The 21542-nt window shown below is 65.8% G+C and carries 14 protein-coding genes and 1 pseudogene; 3 read left to right on the plus strand and 12 right to left on the minus strand.

Annotated elements, in window-relative coordinates; translation table 11 throughout:
* Position 1: 1 nt before the first annotated feature.
* The 3 genes from CP976_RS35520 to CP976_RS35530 form a co-directional block, all read right to left on the minus strand.
* On the minus strand, positions 2-685 hold the full coding sequence (locus CP976_RS35520) for a diguanylate cyclase (protein ID WP_190146820.1): 684 nt from the start codon (positions 683-685) through the stop codon (positions 2-4).
* Positions 682-1113, minus strand: coding sequence for a CBS domain-containing protein (locus CP976_RS35525; RefSeq protein ID WP_150484006.1), 432 nt, complete (start codon positions 1111-1113; stop codon positions 682-684). The genes CP976_RS35520 and CP976_RS35525 overlap by 4 nt, the downstream gene beginning before the upstream one ends.
* Positions 1114-1195: 82 nt before the next feature.
* On the minus strand, positions 1196-1597 hold the full coding sequence (locus CP976_RS35530; protein WP_059420087.1) for a DUF2795 domain-containing protein: 402 nt from the start codon (positions 1595-1597) through the stop codon (positions 1196-1198).
* A gap of 159 nt (positions 1598-1756) precedes the next feature.
* Here CP976_RS35530 and CP976_RS43085 point away from each other — a divergent pair, with 159 nt between their 5' ends.
* Together CP976_RS43085 and CP976_RS35535 are read left to right on the plus strand one after the other, a co-directional pair.
* Positions 1757-1933, plus strand: coding sequence for a hypothetical protein (locus CP976_RS43085; protein ID WP_167537479.1), 177 nt, complete (start codon positions 1757-1759; stop codon positions 1931-1933).
* Between the two features lie 485 nt (positions 1934-2418).
* Positions 2419-3744 (plus strand): ISAs1 family transposase, encoded by a 1326-nt coding sequence (locus CP976_RS35535; protein WP_229875276.1) that lies wholly within the window; start codon positions 2419-2421, stop codon positions 3742-3744.
* Positions 3745-3856: 112 nt separating this feature from the next.
* On the opposite strand, the gene CP976_RS44540 is transcribed toward CP976_RS35535, so the two are convergent.
* The 7 genes and pseudogenes from CP976_RS44540 to CP976_RS35570 form a co-directional block, all read right to left on the minus strand.
* Positions 3857-5797 (minus strand): CHAT domain-containing protein, encoded by a 1941-nt coding sequence (locus tag CP976_RS44540; RefSeq protein WP_341874647.1) that lies wholly within the window; start codon positions 5795-5797, stop codon positions 3857-3859.
* Between the two features lie 54 nt (positions 5798-5851).
* Positions 5852-7054 (minus strand): annotated as a pseudogene (gene tuf / locus CP976_RS43955) (elongation factor Tu); the annotation flags it as partial.
* 972 nt (positions 7055-8026) lie between these two features.
* A complete protein-coding gene (locus tag CP976_RS35550; RefSeq protein WP_150484009.1) occupies positions 8027-9916 on the minus strand; it encodes a TniQ family protein in 1890 nt (629 codons plus the stop codon).
* Positions 9917-9918: 2 nt separating this feature from the next.
* Entirely contained in the window at positions 9919-11031 is a 1113-nt protein-coding gene (locus tag CP976_RS35555; protein ID WP_229876706.1) for a TniB family NTP-binding protein, read from the minus strand.
* 8 nt (positions 11032-11039) lie between these two features.
* Positions 11040-13130: a Mu transposase C-terminal domain-containing protein gene (locus CP976_RS35560; RefSeq protein ID WP_150484011.1), complete on the minus strand. Its 2091-nt coding sequence runs from the start codon at positions 13128-13130 to the stop codon at positions 11040-11042.
* A complete protein-coding gene (locus CP976_RS35565) occupies positions 13127-13894 on the minus strand; it encodes a TnsA-like heteromeric transposase endonuclease subunit (RefSeq protein WP_150484012.1) in 768 nt (255 codons plus the stop codon). Before CP976_RS35565 ends, CP976_RS35560 begins: the two co-directional genes overlap by 4 nt.
* Entirely contained in the window at positions 13891-15804 is a 1914-nt protein-coding gene (locus CP976_RS35570; RefSeq protein ID WP_150484013.1) for a TniQ family protein, read from the minus strand. Before CP976_RS35570 ends, CP976_RS35565 begins: the two co-directional genes overlap by 4 nt.
* A 167-nt stretch (positions 15805-15971) precedes the next feature.
* On the opposite strand from CP976_RS35570, the gene CP976_RS35575 reads away from it, so the two are divergent.
* Entirely contained in the window at positions 15972-20507 is a 4536-nt protein-coding gene (locus CP976_RS35575; RefSeq protein ID WP_150484014.1) for an NACHT domain-containing protein, read from the plus strand.
* 59 nt (positions 20508-20566) lie between these two features.
* On the opposite strand, the gene CP976_RS35580 is transcribed toward CP976_RS35575, so the two are convergent.
* A complete protein-coding gene (locus tag CP976_RS35580; protein ID WP_229876704.1) occupies positions 20567-21073 on the minus strand; it encodes a hypothetical protein in 507 nt (168 codons plus the stop codon).
* Positions 21007-21540: a hypothetical protein gene (locus CP976_RS35585; RefSeq protein WP_229876700.1), complete on the minus strand. Its 534-nt coding sequence runs from the start codon at positions 21538-21540 to the stop codon at positions 21007-21009. The genes CP976_RS35580 and CP976_RS35585 overlap by 67 nt, the downstream gene beginning before the upstream one ends.
* Positions 21541-21542: the final 2 nt, after the last annotated feature.

The raw sequence follows: 21542 nt of genomic DNA on the forward strand, positions 1-21542 counted from the left end.
CTCAACGTCCTTTCCCGGAGCGCGCGGCGCTCCAGCGCGCCGCGTCGCTCCTCGCGTTCTTGTCGTTCTTGCGGTTCCTGCGGCCCGTGCGCACGCACCGCAGCAACTCCTCGCCGTACGGCAGCAGCACGCAGGTGCCGATCGCCGCGGCGATGCCCGCCAGGTAGCCGCGCGACAGCGGCCGCCGGCGCGGCACCAGCCGCCACGCGTCGGGGTCCCCGCGGCCGCCGCGCAGCAGCGACTTCACCTGGTCGGCGTGCAGGCACATCAGGGAGGCCAGCGCCGCGAACGGCAGCGACTCCAGAAAGCTGTGGATGTGCTGCTCTATGGGCTTGACCTCCCGCTCGCTCTCGACGGCCGTACGGACGTCCCACAGTGCCGTCGCCTCGTGCACCGCGGCCCCGCCCAGCTGCACGCTCAGCAGCAGCGGGTTGACCTCGTAGCGCAGCGTCAGCGCGATCGGGATGCCGACCTCGGCCATCATCAGCGAGTGGATCAACGACTCCTTGGTGCCCGCGGTCTCCTCGATACGGGTCCGCCGGTGCATCACCCAGTCGGCCACCCCGGGCACGAACCAGCTGGGCAGCAGCCCGTACAGCAGGTAGCGGGTCGTGGCGTCACCGACGTCGACGGTGACGCCGGTGACGCCGGTGGCACTGATCTCCTTCGCCCGGTCGATGCTCACGCACCTCCCCGGGCGTCCGGATCGGCGCGGCTGATGTCGGCGAGCGCCGACGCGGGGTCCTCGGCCTCGGCCAGGTCGCCGAGGCTCACCATCCCCACCGGCAGTCCGTTCTCCACCACCGGCAGCCGGCGCACCGCGTGCTCCCGCATCAGCGTGACCGCGGTCGTCACCGGGTCGTCCGGCGTCACCGTCACCGGGTCCGGCGTGCACACCGACTGCGCGCTCACCGTCATCGGGTCGGCGCCGTCGGCCACCGCCCGCACCGTGATGTCACGGTCGGTGAGCACGCCGACCACGTCCTGCCCGTCCGCGACCACCACGTCGCCGATGTTCTGGGTGCGCATCAACTGCGCCGCCTCGACGAGCGAGGCGTCCGGGCGTACGGCGACCACACCCGGGGTCATCACGTCCTTCACCAGCTCGGCCATCACTGAAGGCCCTCCCTCTGTTCCCCCTCCGGCGGGGGCGCCGCGGGCGGGCCTGCCGCCCGCGGCGCCCCCGGTGCGGTCCTTACGCGTACTCCTCCGGTCCGGTCTCCCGGGCCCGGATCAGGGCCTGGGCCAGCTCCTGGACATTGCCGTAGCGTTCCTGGCGCGGCAGCCGCTCCAGGGCCTCGACGAGGGCGTCGGGCGCCTGGTGACCGCGCAGCTCGCGGGCCAGGTCGCGCGCGCTCGCGGGGAACACCCGGCGGCCCAGGATCCGGGCCAGCTCCAGGCGCACCGACTCCAGGGACGTCGGCGCACGGCTCGGCGTCACCGGCCCGTACGCGACCTCGGGGTCGTCCTCGGCGGCCGGCTCCGGGTCGTGCCACTCCTCACTGCGGGTGGGGTGCCCGGACCTGAGCAGCCCCTGGAGTTCGTGCTTCATCTCGTCGTCTCGGTGGACGCTCAGCCGGTCGCTGCCTCGCTGCATGTCTCCCTCCAGACGGTCGGGGGTCCGCACCGCGTACCCGAACACCGGGAGCCGACACGGGTTCGCCGCCCCGGATCGGTGCCGTGCACACTGGTTTGCGCCACGGCCTGCGGGAGACCCGGATCACACCCCCCACTCATCTCTGGGGAAGGACACGCCATGGCGTTGCTCGCTGTGCTCATTCCGCTGCTCATGCTCGGAGTGGTGCTGGTGCTGGGCCGTTACGAGGAACTGCTGCTGCCGCAGGACGACACCGACCGGCGCGAACCGGCCGGCGTGCCCCACACGGCCGCGGCTGTCGGACGAGAGAAAAGAGTTCAGGGGCTGGGGCTCTGACCTGGCCACTGAACTCTTTTCTGCGCAGCTGGAATCGGGGAAATACGCACTGATCTGTTCAGTGCGCAGACCCTGGTGGGTGCTTTCCGGGGCGCAGCCGACAATCCGGCCTGTGGAAAGTTCCGGTCTGGTCCTGGAAGGCGAAGCGGCTCGGGGTGCACCCGGCCATCCCGGGGTATCCCGCCCACGCGGACGGCACCGGCTTCGTGCTCCGTACGTACACAGGGCCTCGGCAAGGTTTGGATTTGACCGGTTTGTCCGGCTCTGCGGTGCAGGCCGTCCAGGTGTGAAGCGGGCACCGCTTCCACGATCACGGAGTTCTCTACGCCCCGTGATCCCGCTGAAAGACCGTGCCTGCCGCTGCACCATCTCCGATCCCACCCGCCCTTAACCAATGCCGCGATCAGCCGCCGACCGGGCCAGGCGAGCACCCTGGCCTGCTGGAACGACTCACCGAGGTACCCGACCCTCCTGATCCGCGCGGGGTGCGCCACGCTCTGTCGTACGTGCTTGCCCTGGCTGCCACCGCCGTACTGGCCGGAGCGACCTCGCTGCTGGCGATCAGCGAGTGTGCCGCCGACGTTCCGCCCGATGTCCTCGGCACGCTCGGAGCCCGGCGTGATCCGCTGGCCGGATGCCATCCGGCGGCGGACGAAGCGATCATCCGCCGGGTCCTGGCCCGGGTCGACGGTGATGCGCTCGACCGCGCGGTGGGACGCTGGCTCGCCGACCGGCGGCCGAAGGCCCTCCCGGCCAAGGGACGGTGCGCGGTCGCGGTCGACGGGAAGAGCCTGCGCTGCGTCGCCCGCGCGAACGGCTGGAAGATCCACCTGCTCGCCGCCCTCGACCACACCACGAGCAGCGTCCTCGCCCAGCTGGATGTCGGAGAGAAGACGAATGAGATCAGCTGCTTCCAGCCCCTGCTCGACACCATCGCCGGCCTCGCGGGCGCGGTGGTGACCAGCGACGCGATGCACACCCAGCGCGAGCACGCCGACTACGTGGTCACCGACCGGTCCGCGCACTACATCGTGATCGTAAGGGCAACCAGAAGAAGCTCCGCCAGCAGCTCAAGTCCCTTCCGTGGCGGCAGATCCCGCTACAGGGCCGCACCCGAGAGCGGTCACGGACGGGGCGAGATCCGCCGGGTCAAGGTCGCTACCGTGAACAACCTGCTCTTCTCACACGTCCGCCAGGCGATCCAGATCAAACACCGCCGCGTGAACCGCAGAACCGGCAAGGTCACGATCAAGAAGGTCTACGCGGTCACCAGCCTGCCCGCCGACCGCGCCACCCCCACCCAGCTCGCCGCCCTGATCCGCGGCCACTGGTCCATCGAGGCACTTCACCACATCCGCGACGGGACCTTCAACGGGGACGCCGCCCAGCTCCGCACCGGCACGCACCCCGAGCGATGGCCACCTGGCGCAACCTCACCATCGGCTCGATCAGCCTCGCAGGGATCCACGGCATCGTCGCCGCCTTGCGACGCAACGCCCGCGACCCGAAGCGCCCGCTTGCCCTCTTCGGGCTCACGTGATCGCAACGGGCATCCCACCGCTTTGCCGAGACCCTGGGCCGCGAGCGGGCCCGCTGGCAGTAGGTCAATCGTCTCGCCCCGGATCGGTGCTCTCATGGTCGCCCATGACATCGCCGACCTCTTCGTTGCCGGCGAGGATCCAATAGAGGATGAAGTACATCAGGAACCCCGCGGCCAGTCCGATGCAGTACCACGCGAAGACGCGCGGATTGGCGAACAGCCCGGTGACCGCCGCTCCTCCGACGGCTCCGATCACGCTGGCGATGTCTGACACTGCGGCTCCGCTGGCTTTGCGGATCAGCGTGCGGTAGGTGATCCATCCGATCACGATTCCGAAGCAGAGGGCGCCGACCTCTTCGATCGTCATGACGGTTCTCCTCTCACTACGGTGCGAGGGCCAGATCCATGGAGCAGAACGAGGTGTAGACGAGTCCGCTGATGTTGCCTTTCCGCAGTAGGTCGATTCGAGTTTTGCGGAGCGCCTCGCCTACTGAGGCGTTCTCCGGGCCAGCGAACCTGCGGTAGAAGCCGAGTGCGACTTCCGCTGCTACTGCCTGTGAAACAGGGATTTCTGTTCCAACGACTCCGGCGGCGTGCAGGCCGGCGAAGGCGTCGACGAAGGTCAGCATGTCCGCCGGCAGGAGGTCGGCCGTCCCGCAGCCGTTGAGGAAGATTAGCGGCGCCGTGTCGCGCCAGTGTTCGGGGCCCCAGCCGCCGGCTGTGTGCCAGGCTGCGAACGCTCCGGGCGATATCTTGACGCCGTCGCCGATCTCCAGGTACGGCGTCAGTATGTCGGCCTTAAGCTCCGACTTGCCATGGCAGTAGAAGTACGCCAATGGGAGGTGCGGGTCGGAGAAGGCCCGCTTTAGCGCCTGTCTGGTGTCGCAGCGCACCATCTTGAAGCGTTCGGCGAGGCATTCGTTCAGTGCCGTGAAGTGCCTCTGCGCCAATGCGGGGTCGGCGAGGGTGCCGGACCCGGACGCGGCCGCCTGTGCTTGCTGAGCGACTCGGATTTCCTGTCTGAGCAATCCACTGCGCACGGGCAACGGCTGTTCGATGAGGTGACGGAATCCCCAGAAACCGTATGGGCAAAGGACGTTCAATCGATGCTTGCTCTGGTCATCGAACGGGCATGTCGGCGGGTACTTGTCGAGCAGCCCCCGGTTGGTGTCCCAGTCCTTCACCAGAGGGCAAAATGTCGCGTCCTCGTCCGGGTCACGCTCGATGTCGTAGACGAGGCTCCAGGGAAACGTCGCTGCTGTGGTGCGGCTGATCTGGATCTTCGCTTGCCCGCTGAGTTGCGCGCGAAGGTAATCGCGGTCGGCGACGTCCGGGACGAGCGTTTGCCACATCGCCGTTCCGCTGTAGGCCAGCTTTTTGAGGTCCTGGCGGAAGGCCGAGGTCTTCTTCGCGTTCCGACTGTCGTACTGGGACCGCTTTCCCCTCGATCCCAGAGTGAGCACGGTCATGCGTGTGCGCGCCGCAGTCAGCGCCTTGGCTGCTCTGGCGTCGCTCAGGCTCGCGATGATCGGATGTTTGCCGTCGTTGACCACGATCTTGTGTGTGCCGCTTGGTCCCTCGTTCGTGAGGATGTTGGCTCGGCGTTCTGGCAGGCGGTCTGCTTGGGCTGCGTCGTCGGCCAGCGCGTAGTCGATTCGGCCCTGGATGCCTGCCGCCCCGGTCGTGCCGACGGTGAAGTCCACCACGGCTGACTGGATGACGTTGTTGCGGTGGTAGAGCGTGACCCTCAAACTCGCGGGCCCGTTGCGATGGCCGGACTGGAACGGGACGTGCAAGTTCTGGCTACGGCCCACCAGCGGGAGCCACATTCGGTGCAGTTCGGGTTCGACCTGCACGTCCGGGCTGCTGACGATCACTTCGAACGGGTAGCCGTCGCCCGAGGGGCGGAGGTTCTCCTCGCGGATGGGCATGGGAGTGACGATGACCGTGTCCTCGAGGACCGGTCCGATGTCGATTCGCACCGCGTACGCCGTGTTGGTCACCAGCGCATCGGATGCCGGCAGCGTGTTGTGCCGATCGTCTGTCAGGGCGACATTCAGCACGCGCGGCGCCGCGGTCAGCGGTTGCTGCACGAAGTCCGAGGGTGCGGCGCCGATAAATGTACTTCCGTGACGAGCAGGCGGCTCTTCGGGGAATGGCGGGGGTTCAGGCGGCCCGAACGCGCCTCCGCCATGTCCTTCACCAGCGCGGGAAGTACCACGTCCGGGTGGGTTCTCTACTGCCCTATCTCCGGTCCAGCCGAGCACGCTGTTGCCAAAGTCGCGACCCTGAACTATCGGGCTCGTGACATGGGAGTCCGACATCCCGCGCCGGACGTCGTGCCGCGCCTCCGTGCCGAAAGTAGTTGCGTCATCGAGGATTTTGGTGACTTGGCCGGCGCCGACGGTGCGGCCACCCTCACGAATGGCGAACTTCAGGCCCTCCTCCATGGCGACGGGCTGGATGAGCTTGACCTTCATCTCAGTGTTGTCGCCCGGCATGACCATCTCCGTGCCCTCGGGGAGGGTCACAACACCGGTCACGTCAGTCGTACGGAAGTAGAACTGCGGACGGTAGTTGTTGAAGAACGGCGTGTGGCGGCCACCCTCGTCCTTCGACAGGATGTAGGCTTGGGCCTCGAACTCGGTGTTCAGCGTGACCGAGCCCGGCTTGATGATGACCTGGCCGCGCTCGACGTCCTCGCGCTTGATGCCACGGAGGAGCAGACCGACGTTCTCACCGGCCTGGCCCTCGTCGAGCAGCTTGCGGAACATCTCGATGCCGGTGACCGTGGTGGTCTTCTCCTGCTTGATGCCCACGATGTCAACGGTCTCGTTGACTTCGAGGACACCACGCTCGATACGACCGGTGACGACCGTGCCACGACCGGTGATCGTGAAGACGTCCTCGATCGGCATCAGGAACGGCTTGTCGACGTCACGCTCGGGCTGCGGGATCGACTCGTCGACGGCCTTCATCAGGTCGAGGACGGACTGGCCCCACTCCCTGTCGCCCTCAAGGGCCTTGAGCGCCGAGACCTTGACGACCGGCAGGTCGTCGCCCGGGAACTCGTACTCGGAGAGCAGCTCACGAACCTCGAGCTCGACGAGCTCCAGGATCTCCTCGTCGTCCACCATGTCGGCCTTGTTCAGCGCGACGACGATGTACGGAACGCCGACCTGGCGGGCCAGGAGCACGTGCTCCTTGGTCTGCGGCATCGGGCCGTCCGTGGCGGCAACAACGAGGATGGCGCCGTCCATCTGCGCCGCACCCGTGATCATGTTCTTGATGTAGTCCGCGTGACCGGGGCAGTCGACGTGGGCGTAGTGACGCGTCTCGGTCTGGTACTCGACGTGCGCGATCGAGATCGTGATACCGCGCTGGCGCTCCTCAGGAGCCTTGTCGATCTGGTCGAAGGCCGAGGCCTCGTTCAGGTCCGGGTACGCGTCGTGCAGCACCTTGGTAATGGCGGCCGTGAGGGTCGTCTTACCGTGGTTGATGTGACCGATGGTGCCGATGTTGACGTGCGGCTTAGTCCGCTCGAACTTCGGGGTTATTGCTTCTTTGCCAGTATCACTCATGTGATGCCCTTATTGCTCAGAGGGGGCATGTTGTCCGCCGGAAGCTGTCGTGCTTCACTGCGCTCACCTCGGCGGAGGTCTGCTTCTCCTAGCAGACGCGGGGACGGCGCTCTCCCTGCTGTGGCTCCAACAGCCTGGTCCGGGACTGCTCAGCTCCGTACGGAGCGGCGGCGGGCTGCCTCCTCTGTCCATCGTGGCACCCATCGACCTGGCCAGCCTGGCGCCGCTCTGCTCTGGCTGACGGCCAGGTCGGCGTCGTTGGGGGATCGGTCCCCGTTGATCGCGTGATGCTGCGGGTGGTGACTGGACACATGGCGGCTGCAGGGACGGACCTTGCGGACTGGAGCAGCATCCCGCCCCGTGCCGTCGAGCGCGTTAAGGCAGCCGCCGACCGCGCCGACGCCGCCGCCCAGGCCTCCTCGCCGCTCGCCCCGCCTGACCGTCTTTTTCAGGAGCGCCACGCTCTCGTCGAGCCGTCGCCCTGGTGCAAGCCGGCAAGGGCCACGACCAGCGAGCGAGAGACCCACAACCTGGGCTGCCTCACCGCCTACGGTCGGGCCGTGAACCCGCTCGCCGCGCACCCAGCGCGGCACTGAGTTGCCGCAACCTTGGCAGGCCGGGGCAACCTCGCCTGCCGGACAGCCAGTTGCGACCCCAACGACGCTGGGCGCTTCGCCTCCCTGCACGCCGCCGGAGTCGTTGGAACAGAAATCCCTGTCTCACAGGCAGTAGCAGCGGAAGTCGCACTCGGCTTCTACCGCAGGTTCGCTGGCCCGGAGAACGCCTCAGTAGGCGAGGCGCTCCGCAAAACCCGAATCGACCTACTGCGGAAAGGCAACATCAGCGGACTCGTCTACACCTCGTAACATCAGCTGATGTACCGTATGTCGCTGAACAGTTCACTGCGCTGCTGAACTATGTGCTGAACTCTTCTCTGCATGGAAGGAAGTAGCGACCCTCGCGCGGAACAGTTCAGTGCGCAGACCACGATCGCGCCGGGCCGCCCACGGCACCAGCGGCTCCCGAGTCAGGCTGGGGTCCAGTGCCCTGCTCGTACAGCCATTCCAGCCCCCACAGCGTCAATGCCCTGGCGGCGGATTCCGGAACGCGTTCGTGGAACTTTCGCCGGGCTTCGGTCACCGAGGCCGCGCTCAGTCCCTCCCAACCTCCGGCGTAGACAGGGGAGTCGTGGGCTGGGCTGCCGGTGAGGGCTTGCCAAATCCACGCTGCGGCGTGGCGTTGCCGCTGGCGAGTAACGCCCATCCGTACCGGACGGAAGATCGAGAACAGGCTGTCATAAGGGACCTCGAGAAGTTCGGAAAGTGCTCTCCGGCGAGCGGCGTAATCAATGGATCCTCGTTTCTGCAATAGATCGGCCAAAGTTCGAATGCCGTTCCAGAAAGCCTGAGAGTCGGGGATTCTCTGGGTCGTTTTCCCCCAATTTCCCTTGCGGCGCCGTGGGGTGTCGAGCGAGTCTTCGGCTTGGGCCCAAGTCTCTGCCCCGGCCAGGCGAGCGAGTGCGAGGGAGCAGAAGTTCCTGCCGACGACAGGTGTGGTTCCAGGAAGGTGAATGGCCATGACGTTGCGGTAGTCATCAGCGTCTATCAGATTCGGAATATGCCGGAACTCCAGGGCGACGGATGATCCAGTGGTAACGGCGCCAGCGATTCGGTAATGGTGGGGAACGATCGCCGTCATCATGCGATGCAGTCCCGCCGGGTGCTGGATGCCGCGCAGCGGGTTGCGGCCACTGTGCCTGGTTTGCCGTTCTGCGGCCAACCTGCGCGCCCAAGGAGCAAGATGGCGTGCGCCAGCACCCCAGTCGGAGGCATTCAGGATGGGTTCCGTGATTGCAAGGGCGGCGGCAGCTTCGGACGCGGTGCCCGGCATCACGCCGGCCCCACCAGGTACCGCGCGAGGGCTCAGTGCGCGCTGTGTGCGGACGGCGGCGAGCGCGTCCGCGGCGAACCCGGGAAGTTCAGCGAGTTCGTCATCGTGGACGACCAGCCGCGCAGCTGCCGTCAGGTAGCGCAGAGCATCGAACCATTCGGCGCCGGAGACAGGCTCGCCTGCCAGCCGGGCCGTACCGCCGTCGGCAATGGCGAGCGCGCGCACTTGCAGATCAACCAACGCATGTGGGACCGAGAGGGTGGGGATCTCTGTGATCCGCTGTCGGCATACTTCCGGCTGGCTCGCTGCCACCGGGTTCGGCGAGCGGTTGCCGCATTCCTGCGGGTCCCGTGCGTAGTGGGTCCCTGTAGGTAGACCTGAAGGCTTCTTGTTCCCGCCTCCGCGCCGCAGTCTGACGCCGCAGGCAGGGCATTTGTCGACGAGAAGGCGCCGATGGACGGGACAGACGGCTGCGATGCCCAGGCGCCACCACACCGGCCATACCGCATTCCGTGAAAGGCAATGTGGGCAGGCGCGGCTGTCGTAGGCCAGGAACCACTGGTGGCGAGTCAGACGAGGCAGGGTTGTTACGTCGTTTAGGTCAAGACGCGAAAAATTGAGGGCAGTTCCGTCATAGCGAGCGAGTTGCATCTGCCGCAGTGTTTTGGTGGTCAGCCCGGTCGTCAGCTGCAGGCCAGCCAGGCTGGCCGGTGTGAGGGTGACGCCGAAGAACAGCGGTCGCCTCATTTTTCCTGCCGAGCTGAATTCAAGTCCCAGTGCCCGGGCTGCGATACCAAGCGGCACGTCCAATTTGATCGCAGTGCGCTCCACCCAGGAGTGGAACGCTTCGCCTTCCACAGGGGCGGGCACAACGGGAAGGCGGCGGAGCCGCGTTGCGTGAGCTGACAGCTGGGGGTGGACGACGCCCCGCCGTCGGGCAGCGGTGGGTTCCGCCAAGTGCTCGTTGCTCATGTTTAACTTGCCGCCACCTTCGATCCTGCTGCGGATTTCTGGCGGCGCTGCTGTACGACTTTCCGGTACGTGGCCTGGGCGTATTCGCTAATCTCGATGCGGTCCATGAGCTTGCGTGTGATCGCTTCCTCCCCGCTCATGACGGCTTCGATTGCGGATTCACGGAACAGATCGGTAAGGGCGCAAATGCTGCCGTCGGTGCGGTCGTAGAAGTAGGAACAGAGCTTCACGAGTTTGCCGGGCCTGTGCCTGTAGAGCACTAGGGTGTCCTCCAGCGCTTTGACGGTCTCCGCCCATTCGAGTTTTTCCTGAGAAGTTTTGCATCCGAACTTGCGGACCGGGTAGCGGGTGTTTCGTCCTGAGGTTTGGGTGGCCCGCGAGGCCGCCTGGCCTTCGAGAAAGAGTCCGGATTTCTCGAGGTCGACGCCGGTGTAGACGAACGTTGCCGCAGTCTCGTTGGCGATGTACTTCAAGTGATCGTTGACGACTCGGCCCTCTTTTGCGGACATGTCCAAGAAGTGCACATCATCAATGATCACGAGTTCCGTGCCGACGTCCGACAGGACGGAGAGCACGTGGTTGGTGATGTCGGTCTGGGTATCCCGGCCGCGTTGCACCATGCCGAGGTAGTCGGCCAGCAGTACCGAGAGGTCCTTGGGCGTGGCTCTGGCCGGAATGCTGAGGTAGACGACGGGTGTGTAGTCGATGATCATTCCGTTGGATTCATAGCCGTCCTGAAACCTCTCCGGGTGCTTGCGGCGCAGCCGCCTTTCATAGCGGGCGGCAAACAACTTGACGAGGGTGGACTTGCCGACAGTGGGAGGACCGTCGAAGACAAGGCCGGCTCTGGCCCCCGCAGCCCGCCGGGCGTTGGCCTTCATCCTGCGCTCCATCAGGTAGTGCAGACGCTTGACCTGGGAAGTGTCGATAATCGCGAGCGCGCTGTGATAGTTGTCGCGATCCTCATTGAGGTCGTCCTTGTCGTCATCCGACAGCTTCAAGTACTCCTCGTACGGCGGCATGACGGGCTGCTCGGGCGCGCGACTATCGCGGTAGCGGCGCCATTCCTCCTTGTTGCGGGGTTCGGCCAGGCCGGGGTGTCGGAAGGTGCTCACACGGGCTCCTAGATCGCGTCGGGGTCCCAGACCTCTGCGGCCCTGACCTTGCTCAAGTCGAGGTCGCCCCATTCGCCGGGCTCTGTTTCCTCGTCCGTAGCGTCGGGCACGGCGGTCAGCGGAGGGTGGCTGTTGACGGGTGCGTCGTTGCGCTGCATGTCGCGGCTCTGCGCCGCACCTCGGTGTTCGTCCCGCGTGTGACGCTTGCGGTCGGCGGCGGTCCAGGTCTCAGGTGCGTCTGTGCGGTTCTGTAGGTCGGTCAGAGCCTGAGCTACCGCTTCTTGGTCCTCGGGTGCACAGCCGCGCAGGGTGATGAGCCGTTTCGCCTCCCGCAGCGTGATGTCGGTGAACGGCTGGTGCTCTCCGAGCGCATGCGTCCAGCGCAGGACGTGCCACCGACCGTCGGAGGGATCAAGAAAGTAGGCGTGCAGCAGGTTCCGCGGGTCATAGCGGATGGGCCACAGTTCGTCGGGGTAGGGAGCCTTGGCCTTGCGGTAGCGGTACAGGACGTCGGCGTTGTACGTCAGGTGGTTCAGCTCAACGCCGTAGGGGTGGATTACGCGCTTGGCAATCGGCAGCAGCTCGAAGTACACGTTGGTTTCGCGGGGGCAGTCCACGTAGCCAGCCGAGCCGAGCGCCATGGCGTATGCCTCGTTCGGGGAGACCCGCAGATCGGGGAATCCGTGCAGAGTAAGACCGCGATGATGTTTGCGCTGGTAGACACCGATGACGTACTCGGCAAAGAACTCTGTGAGTTCGTCGATGGTCCACCGGGCCTGCTCTTCGGCAGTGCGGCCGCGGTGTGCGACGTTGAAGCCCTTGTAGCCGGCGACGTGTTCGGCGAATTGCTCGCGGATGGTCTTGAAGAGTCTTTCCACCTGCGGCTTGTCGGTGGGTTTGAGCTTGCGCGCGTCCTGAAGGTCGATCTTCCAGAGGGTGCAGGCGCGCCAGACTACGTCGGACTTGTAGGGCTTTCCGTGGTCGTAGAGCAGCGTCTCGGGGTAGATGACCGGCCGAGCGGCGGCCTCGGCCAGGCGCTCGTCCACGGTCAGCAGCCGCTCGTATGGAACGCGGAGCATCTGGTAGCGCAGGGCGTCAGACCAACCGGGGCGCATCATCTCCGGCGTCATGACGTCGGCCAGCAACAGACCGATGTCGATGGCCTTGGTCCCTTCGGGCGTGAGCCGCCAAGCCAGGAGGGAGCGGGTGGCCACGTCGAGGGCGATGGTGAGTTCCACGCGGATCGTGCTCGTGGTGCCGGGGTCGTAGGCGAGGACGTCGAGCGGGGTGGTGTCGAGCATGACCACTTCGCCGGGGCGGGTGGCGATGACGTTGCCGAAGGGCCGGTCGGGCTGGTTCGCGGCTGAAGACCGCTGGTAGGCCGGGGCAGAGGGGCTGATGTCCAGCAAGTGGGTGACCGCCCGTCGGAAGATGTCCCGGCTCGGCAGCGGAACGGCACCGGCGCCGTGGTCGGCATTGAGACGGTTCTGGGTACGCCGGTAGAAGCGGTTGCCGATGGTCGCGGAGCTGTCGGCGCGTTCGGCGGCCGCCTGATCACGGATGGCTTGGACCACACGTGGATCGAGGTTTCTCAAGGGGTTTGGCACGCGGGTCTTGCGTTTGTCCACGAGCCCCCACAGACCGTTCTCCGCGCGCCGTGCCCACAGCTTCCACATCCACCGTTCCGTCACGCCCAGCTCCTGTGCCTTGGCCTGAACACGGACGACTTGGGGGAGCGCAGGATCGTATTGCGGGCGAGGCTCGTCCGCGGCCGCGCTGAGCGGGTCGCCGGAGCGGTAGCCCGTCATGGCCTCCAGTAGATGGGCCTCTAGTTTCAGCGCAGCGTCCTTCACAGCTTTGTCCAGGCTTGCCAGGACGCCGGCTGGATCGGGGTGGGCATCGGAATCCATCAGTGCCGTGGGCGGCGGTTCGACCGCCGCACGGAAGCTGCTGTCGGCGAGCAGGACCGACAGCATGATGGTCTGCACGCGGCCGTTCTCCGAGCGCAGGCGCACGGTGGCACCGTCGAGCCCGGCGACCTGGTGCCGTTCCTCCTCGAACTCGATCCAGTCGGTGACGGCGAGCCGGTGGCTGCTCATGCGGGACTCCGTGGGTCTGCGGCTTGCACATGGGTGTGATCTCGCAGAGGACGGGTCTGGTCGAAGGCAAGCTGGTGGTGCCACATGAGGTGGTAAATCACGGACCGCGCGAGTTCGGGAACGGGCTGGAAGCTCACCAAGTCGCCAATGGGCACGGCTCTTTGGGCGAGCATTAGCAGGCGATCGACGAGAGTCTTTCCGGCTAACAGGGGGCGGCGGTATCCGGCGAGCCAGGAAACGTTGGCCCAGCGCAGTGCATCGGGTTCGCCCACCATGGCGTAGTCCCAGCCGATCCACTGGCAAAGCTCGGCCGTGCGACGGGCCTGGGAGATAACGGCGGGCACTGTCATACGCCCGTCTTCCTTCACGTCCAGCAGCAGCACCGAGCCATCGCGCCGACGAGCGAAAAGATCTGGGGTGTGTCGCCAGGCGCCCTCGGTATCGTGGCCGTCAATGGTGAAGGGCTGGGCGCTGAATGAAACCACCTCAGGGTCGAAGTCGAGCAGCTTCATCCATTTCGACTCCAGGTACGACTCGTAGTCGATCATCCGGTCAGTTGTAGCCGACCAGTAGTGACCGGGGGTGTGGTGCTGTCCTGCGTGAGAAGGGATCTTGCGGGCGGGGAGTGCGTTCTCGAAGGTGACTGCGGCAGCCTGAGAGGCAGGGACGAGGCGTTCCGTCCCGCAGGGGTCGTAGTACTGGAGGAAATTTCGGTCGCGAGCGGCGCGCACCGGTCGAAGCGTGCGTGTTCGCGGTGGGCTCATGAGATCCCTTTCCCGGAAAGGTGGGCAGTCCCCCAGGCATCGAGAGCAGCCGCGGCCGGCACGGGCAGACGGGTCTGGAAGCGCCACCAGCCCACGCGTATCGATTCCGCCGTAGCGTTGCCCCACTCCTGCACGTAGGCGGGCGCCTCGTGCGGATCACCGCTGGTGAAGCGCTGCCAGATCCAGGCCGCAGCGTGGCGCCGTCGTTGAGGAGTGACGGACATCCCAAGAGGGCGGAAGACGGGCGCGAGTGCGCCCTCAGGGAGCTCACATAGGTCGGCAAGACCAGCTCTGCGGGCGGCATAATCGACCAGCCCGCGTTCCTGAAGACGTTCCGCCACCAGCGTCACCCTCTCCCAGAACGCGTCCGCGTCGGAGATTCGCCGGACAACCTTGGTGGCGGCACGTATGGCCTTGCCTCCGTCCATGCCCAATACCTCGGCGGCGAGCGGCCAACTGGACGCGCCCGCCAGGCGGGCCAGGGCCAGGGCGGTGAACCGCCTTCCCCACAACGGACTGGTTCCGGGCAGATGCGCGGCAACGAGCTCGCTGTAGTCCGCAGCATCAGCGAGATGAGGAACGTGACAGGGGCTGATTCCCACTGGTCTGACGGCTGCGAGGGCGCCGACAACACGTGAGGAACGAGGAGCAACGGCAGCCATCATTTCGTCGATGACAGCGGGGCGGCGCATCTTGCGAAGCCGGTCTCCGACACCGGCGACCCGTTGCAGGTCCGCCAGGCGCCGGGCCCAAGGAGCCAGTACTTGTGCACCGCTCTCGAAGTTCGGGGCATCGAGGACCGCGGAAGCGAGCGCCAAATAGGCCATGGCGTGAGCGGCTGTTGCAGGCATTGCTCCGAGGTGACTCGCGCTACCACTGCGGATGGCCTGGCGCCGTTGACGGTCTTCAGCCACCGCTTGGGCCATGTAGCCCGGGAAGACGGAGACATCGGTCTCATCAGAGGCGAGACGGGCCATGGCTGTCAGCAGTCGTAGGGAAGCAAACCAATCGCTCGAGGAGACAGACGTACCCGCCACGGACCCCTCGGCTCCGTCTGCGATGGCGAGAACCTGCAGCTGGAGAACAGCTAAGGAGTCGTTCACGGCTACTGTCGGCATGTCCTTGTACTGCTGCGGGCACAGTCCGCCGCGGCGGCCGCCACGGGCTGACGGTCCGCCAGGCGGACGATTGCCGCATTCACCAGGACCAGGCAGCGGAGGCCGCGAGAGCAGACCACGTTGGTTGCTGTGGTTGCCGCGCCTGAGCCGGATGCTGCACGCGGGGCAGAGATCGATCAGCAGGCAACGGTGGACGGGGCACACCGCCGCGATCCCAAGGCGCCACCACAGCGGCCATACCGGTGTCTCCGCAAGGCAGTACGGGCAGGCACGGCTTGACGTGGTCAACATCCATTCACGAAGAGCGACAAGCCGCATCGACGTCCGGTCGCTCGGCTCCAGGCCCGCGAAGTCGAGTGCGGTTCCGTCATACCGGGCGAGCTGCATGGCCTGAAGCGTTCGGACTGGCAACCCTGTCGCATCGCGCAGGCCGCTGAGGCTCTGAGCAGTGAGAATGACTCCGAAAAACACGGGCCGAGTGATTGCCGCGCCTTCGGAACACTCCAACCCCAGTGCGTGGGCAGCCCGGCCGGGAGGAACGTTCAGCGTGCCCGCCACACGATCTACCCAGGAGGAGAAAGCCTCGCCGCTAACCGGCTTCGGCACGACAGGAAGCCGGCGGGCACGGGGTACGACAACAGGACTTTGCGCAGGTACTTGTGTGTTCGTGCGTCTCGCAAGCACGTGCGCTGCCGCCAATGCCGCCCTCCATTTGCGCGTCCGTCTCAGGCACTTTCGACGATCTCTCCTGACGAAAGCGTTCGTCAGTGAACGCCGACCCCGGTAGGCCACTTGACGTTATTCCTTCCCCGATGTTCCCGGCGAGAACCCGTCTGAGCTGTTGGCCTCGCACGCGGTGGCCGTCGCCTTTGAGGGAGACGATTCGGTGTGGCGGGCGAGGCGGTCAACCAACGCGGTCCAAGACGCCGCTTGGCAGTGGGCGCTGAGAGAATCACGTCATGTCGAGTGACGTATTTGGGTTCCATGTACCTCGTGTGTGCAGAGTCCGCGGCGCCAGCACCACCGCGGAGGATTTGATTCCGTTGGCTACCGAGGCCTTTCGCGTCGACGACGAGGATGTGATCACGGAGCCTGCTGCTGTGCGCGAGGGAGTGCTGGCGCTGCCCTCCGCGGTTGCGGCCGCTGGCGCAATGGTCGTGCTGGGCGAACCGGGGGCCGGAAAGACCTTCATGCTGGAGGCCCTCACCACCGGACTGCCGAGGGTCCTGGACTCGTGGGAACGGAACGCCGACGCCTGCCTATGGGTATCGGGCGCTGACCTGACGGAGGCCTCCTACCAGGACGAGCTGGGCCGCCATCTCGACGCATTGCCGTCGGCCGGGGAGGCCGCCGACGATGCCGGCGTGCTGACGGTGGTCCTGGACCAGACCGACGAGAGCTCACTTCGTCCGTACCTGCCGAGGCGGTTGCAGAAGTCGCTCCGCAACCGGGACACAAGTCGGATCCGTCTTCTCATGGCCTGCCGCACCGCTGACTATCCAGGAGCCATGACGCCTGTGCTGTCCGAAGCCTTTCGGGTGTGCCAATGTGTCGATCTTGCGCCGTTGAGCCGGAGAGAGGCCGTGGCATTGGCGGACAGCGCCCAGGTCCCCGGAGAGGAGCTGGTGACGGCGGCCGAGACAGCGGGGGCTGCCGTGCTGGCCAGCGTTCCGCTGACCTTGGAACTGCTGGTCCTCACATACAGGGCCGACGGCCAACTGCACGGCACGCCTGAGGAACTCTTCGCCCGCGGTGTGGAGTGGCTCGCGGACGACCCCGATCCTGATCGCCTCAACGGAGCCGTGTTCACCACCCCTCCGCAGCGTTTGCGGGCGGCGGGGCGTATCGCCGCTTGGATGTTGCTCTCTGGGCGTCGCAGCGTGTGGCGAGGCCCCGCCTTCAGCGCCGGCGCCTTCGATCTGCCAGGCGGCCTTCTGGCGGGTGGCGAAGAGCGAACCGCCGCAGGATCCTACGAGATCACGCCCAAGGTGCTGGAAGAGACGCTCGCGACAGCCCTGTTCACCGCACCGGACGACAATCGGACAGCGTTCCGGCACTCCTCAGTAGCCGCGTTCCTTGCCGCCCGCTATCTCACCGATCGGGACACCACACAGCGGCAGTTGGAAAATCTCTTCCTCGTTGGTGCACCGGCAGGCGGTGCGGCGAGTATCCCGCCTCCGTTGCGGGAGACAGCCGCGTGGCTGGTGGCCCTGAACCCCACAGCCACCGAATGGTTGGCTGACGCCGACCCCGAGAGCCTTGCTGTGCACAGCGCACTGGTGCGCTCCGACGAGGTACGCCGTCTGACCGTGACGAGGCTGCTCGAGCGTGCGCCTGAGGTGGAACTCGGAGACACGCGCTGGGAGCTTTCCCGTTGGGACCTCCGGCATCCACTGCTGGCGGATCAACTCGCCGATGTGCTGGAGAACGTTGCAAGCGACAACGCCACTGATTGGCAGGTCAGGGCACGAGTTCGCCTCGCTGTCCGGTTGGCCCAGGAAGCTGGTTCGGCGAATTCCAGGCTGGCAGGAGAGCTCCTGGGACTAGTCGAGGACGACACCTGGCACCAGGTCGAGCGTCGTTTGGCTGCGCGCGCGGCGTTCGCATGTGATGCCGATCGGGCAGTACCTGTGCTCAAGCGAGTTCTCGCCTCGCTGGCGCAGCCGTCCTACGCGAAGAGGGTGGATGCCGACCACGATCTCCGTGGGACTGTGCTGGCATTGCTGTGGCCGCAGTACCTGGACGTGGCAACAATGCTGGCCGCGCTGCGCCCTCCGTCTCCTCATCTGTACGGCATGAACGCCGATTTCTTGAGGACGATGCCGGTCGAGTGCCCAGATGATCAGCTGCCGCAAGTTTTGGCCTGGGCCCAGGCCACCGTCCTCCAGCCTCGATCCTCGAAATCGGGCTTCGTCTTCGCATCCCATCGTATTGAGACGAGGTTGATTGATTCTCTGATCGATCGGGTCCTCGGTAGTCAGGACTCGGCGCAGCATCTCGAAACCCTGGCGAAGATCATCTTTTGTCTCCTTCGCGGCCATAACAAGGTCCGTATTCCAGATTGCCTGCAACCCGACGAGCACGGCGATGAACCGGCCGACACACAGTCAACGCGTCGGCTGTTGACCGAGGCGTTGGTCGGCGAGGCCGTCCGCTTGGAAGTCCATCCACGTGAAGCAGCCTGGCTCATCGTCGACGATTGGGAACTACCCGCGTCGCTGCGATGGAACGCCGCCTCGGTTCCTGACACGCTCATCCGACACCAGTTGGTGGACGGAGCGGACTTTGCCTGGGCACTGGAGCAGACGAGCCGGGCAGCGGCGTCCGGAGATACAGGTCTCGTCGCCGCGTACGGTGAACTGGCCGCGCGGTTGTTCCCTCATAATGATCATGAGGCATTCGAGTTGGCCTACGACGAGGACCACCCGGCCTGGCCGTATCTGCGCCCCTACTATGACCCGATCGACCTCCGCAGCGAACTGGCCACTGCGCTCCGTCGCAGCCATCGTGTCAAGAACAAGAGTTGGCCGGAAGCACCAGAGTTCGCAGTCGAGCAGGTGCGGCTTCTCACCGCTGCCAGAGAAGGCGACAACGACAGCCTGTGGCAACTCCTATGGCGCCTGCGCGCCGATCCGCGAACTGGTCTGCTGGAAAGCCCGACTGGCCCGATCAGGTCCTGGCCGGGTGCCACAGCCCTCGCCGACGATCTGGCAGACCTGCCGGAACTCGCACTGCGCTATCTCACCACAGAACACGACCATGCTGATTCCTGGCTCGCCCAGTCCCGGCATGACAAGCGCTCTTGGGCCGGGTACGTCCTCCTGCTAGAGATTCACAGCGAGCACAACCTCAGCGAGCTGCCCAGCCCGGCGTGGAGTTCTTGGACCGCCGCCATCCTCACCGAGTATTTGGGCACTTCGACCAGCTACACCGAAGCCGCTCGCCGCGATTTGCTGTGGCAGGCAGCCAGCCACGCACCCGAGTCCCTAAGCCGACGTATCACCCAGCTGGTCCCGGATGCCCTTGCGCACGCCCGCCAGCCGATCGAACTCCACCCGCTTGACCCACGTTGGGCCAGAGAACTGCAGACAGCCATGGAGGCCCTGGCCATGCAACTCTCGGCCTGCCTCGGGCTCGCGCAGATCGAGGTGGATGCTGCAGGGCAGAGCAGACGGGCGAGCGAGGGCGGAACGTGGACTTTGCCCGATGGCGACGAAGCGCGTGAGGCGGCTCTGCGTACCTGGTACGACTTGCTCAGGTCTCTCCTGGCCAGCGGCAGCAAGATCGCGGATGGCCTCATCGACGCCGCGCTCCGGGGGCGCTCAGAGAGTCCGGGCGCCGCGAATCTCTTTGTGCGCGCGGCCCAAGCCCTGCTGGGAATTGATGCCGAGCGGAACTGGTCCCGAGTGAAGACGCTCACGGCAACCGATGCGGATCTCGGTCGTCAATTGGCGGAAGCCTGTACCCAGACCGAGATCCACAGTCAGATCCAGGGCGCATTGAACGAGGCGCAGCTTGCTGATCTGTATGTGTGGCTCAGTGACTTGTACCCCGACGAAGCGGAGGGCCCGCGCCTCGGAGTTCACTGGGTGAGTGCCTCGGAAGAGGCATGCCAGTGGAGAGACGGCCTGCCTCGCGAGCTGAGCCGGCGAGCGACTGCAGAAGCAGTTCGCCAGTTGCGCCGCCTGTCGGACCAGTATCCCCACCGGCTGTCCCTGGCAGCGGCCCTCGGTGCAGCAACCAAGCACCATGCCGCAGCGATCTGGAGCCGGGTAGGTCTAGACGACGTGGTACGAGTTCTGCAGGACCCATCGCGGCGCGTCATCCGTACGAGCACGGACCTTCTTGACGTCGTGCATGAGGTCCTGGAACACGTGGGCAACGAGCTTCCCCCGCATGGCGAGCTTTTGTGGGACCGAACACCAGGTAGGCGTCCTCGGTCGAAGTCCGCCTCGACCACGGTTGCCGAGTCTGTCCCTGAAACCTGGCGCCCCAAGCTTGAAGCTGCTCTGTGTGCCTACCTCGCCCACGAACTGACTCTGCGACTGGCTGGCCACCGCGTCGCAGTGAACCGAGAGGTGATGATCTACCCCACCGACGCATACGGCGCAGGCGATCGCACTGACATCCTGATCGACGCCGCACCTTCATCCAGCGACGAGTTCGGCACCGCCGCGGACGGACATGTGAAACTCGTAATCGAGGTCAAGGGATCCTGGAACCGGGGGGTCGCAACATCCCAGGAGGAGCAGTTGGCAGGCAGGTACCTGCCGGAGGCAATGACGGACGTCGGCATCTACCTCGTCGGCTGGTACCCGGTCGAACTCTGGGACGATCCGAGTGACAACCGAAGGGCACGCGCGAAAAAGCTGGACTTCGACACGCTGGTGTCTGATCTGAAAGGACAGGCGCTGCGTCTTTCTCAGACGGATTCAGTACACCTTCGCCCCATGGTCATCACCATTCCGCGACCGCACAGACAAGTAGATCTCTGAATCCGCGTTGTGCCTCTGCCACCCGCGCGGCTTGAGAGGACTGGCATCAAGATCGATTGTCACAAGTGACGCCGCATTACCTCGATGCAATCGGCTCGGGCTGCTGTTGACCGATCTCGGGGATACGGCGAACCGAGATTCATGCCACCGTCGGTGGTGATCGGCGGCTGGTCCCAGGCGAGGCTCATCTGCGCGCCGGCCTCCGCTCGGGCCGTGGCCACGAGCGTCGCGTAGGGGCCCGCGACGGCGGATGCCTCGATCTGGAGCCACGCCTGATGGAAGGCCATCTGGGCCAATAGGCCGCTGACTTCGTCGGTGAGCTGTTGTCGTACGGCGGAGGAGGATTTGGGGCGTCGCCGTATGCGGTACGGCATCTCCAGGTACTCCTCGACCGCCGTCAGGGCTTCGGCGAAGGTCTTGGCACGGCGTTCCCTGCGTACGGCCCGCTGGTTGAGGGTGTACGTGAAATAGGCGCCGAAGAGAGCGATGCAGGGGACGATCAGCGCGGCGGTCTGGGCCCAGGTCCAGCCGCCGTCCGTCGTTTGTGCCGCCGCGATGACCGCCACGCACCACTCTCCGGTATGCCGTGAGGCGCATCCTCTACGAGCCACTGGCCGCCTTGCTCACCGCCGGTGAGCCGCCAGTAGTGTTCGAGGAACAAGTGTGTGCGGACTATCTCGATGAGGTCCAGCAGCCCTTTCGAACTCGTCCAGCGTCGCTCTTCTGGGTCGAGCGGGTACCAGAGGCAGAGGGCGTCGTCGAACTTGTACCGGTGCTTCGACGGGACTCCCGGCTTGGCGTGGACGCGCGGAAAGTCCTCGGGTCGCTGACCGTAGGTGGAGTAGGGCGGGTCCGCATAGAAGCGGATCCGGACGTCGATGGGGTCGGGCTCGCCTATGACATCGAGTCCGGTGAGCCTGTAGATCAACGTCCCTCGGTCGTACGTGTGTTGGAGTGAGTCGCCGAAGTGCCGCCTGGCGTCCCGTTCGAGCGGGGCCCACCATGCTGGCTGGGCCCCGTACCAGAGGGGCATGG

This window comes from Streptomyces coeruleorubidus (assembly GCF_008705135.1).
In the GTDB taxonomy this organism is placed as follows: domain Bacteria; phylum Actinomycetota; class Actinomycetes; order Streptomycetales; family Streptomycetaceae; genus Streptomyces; species Streptomyces coeruleofuscus.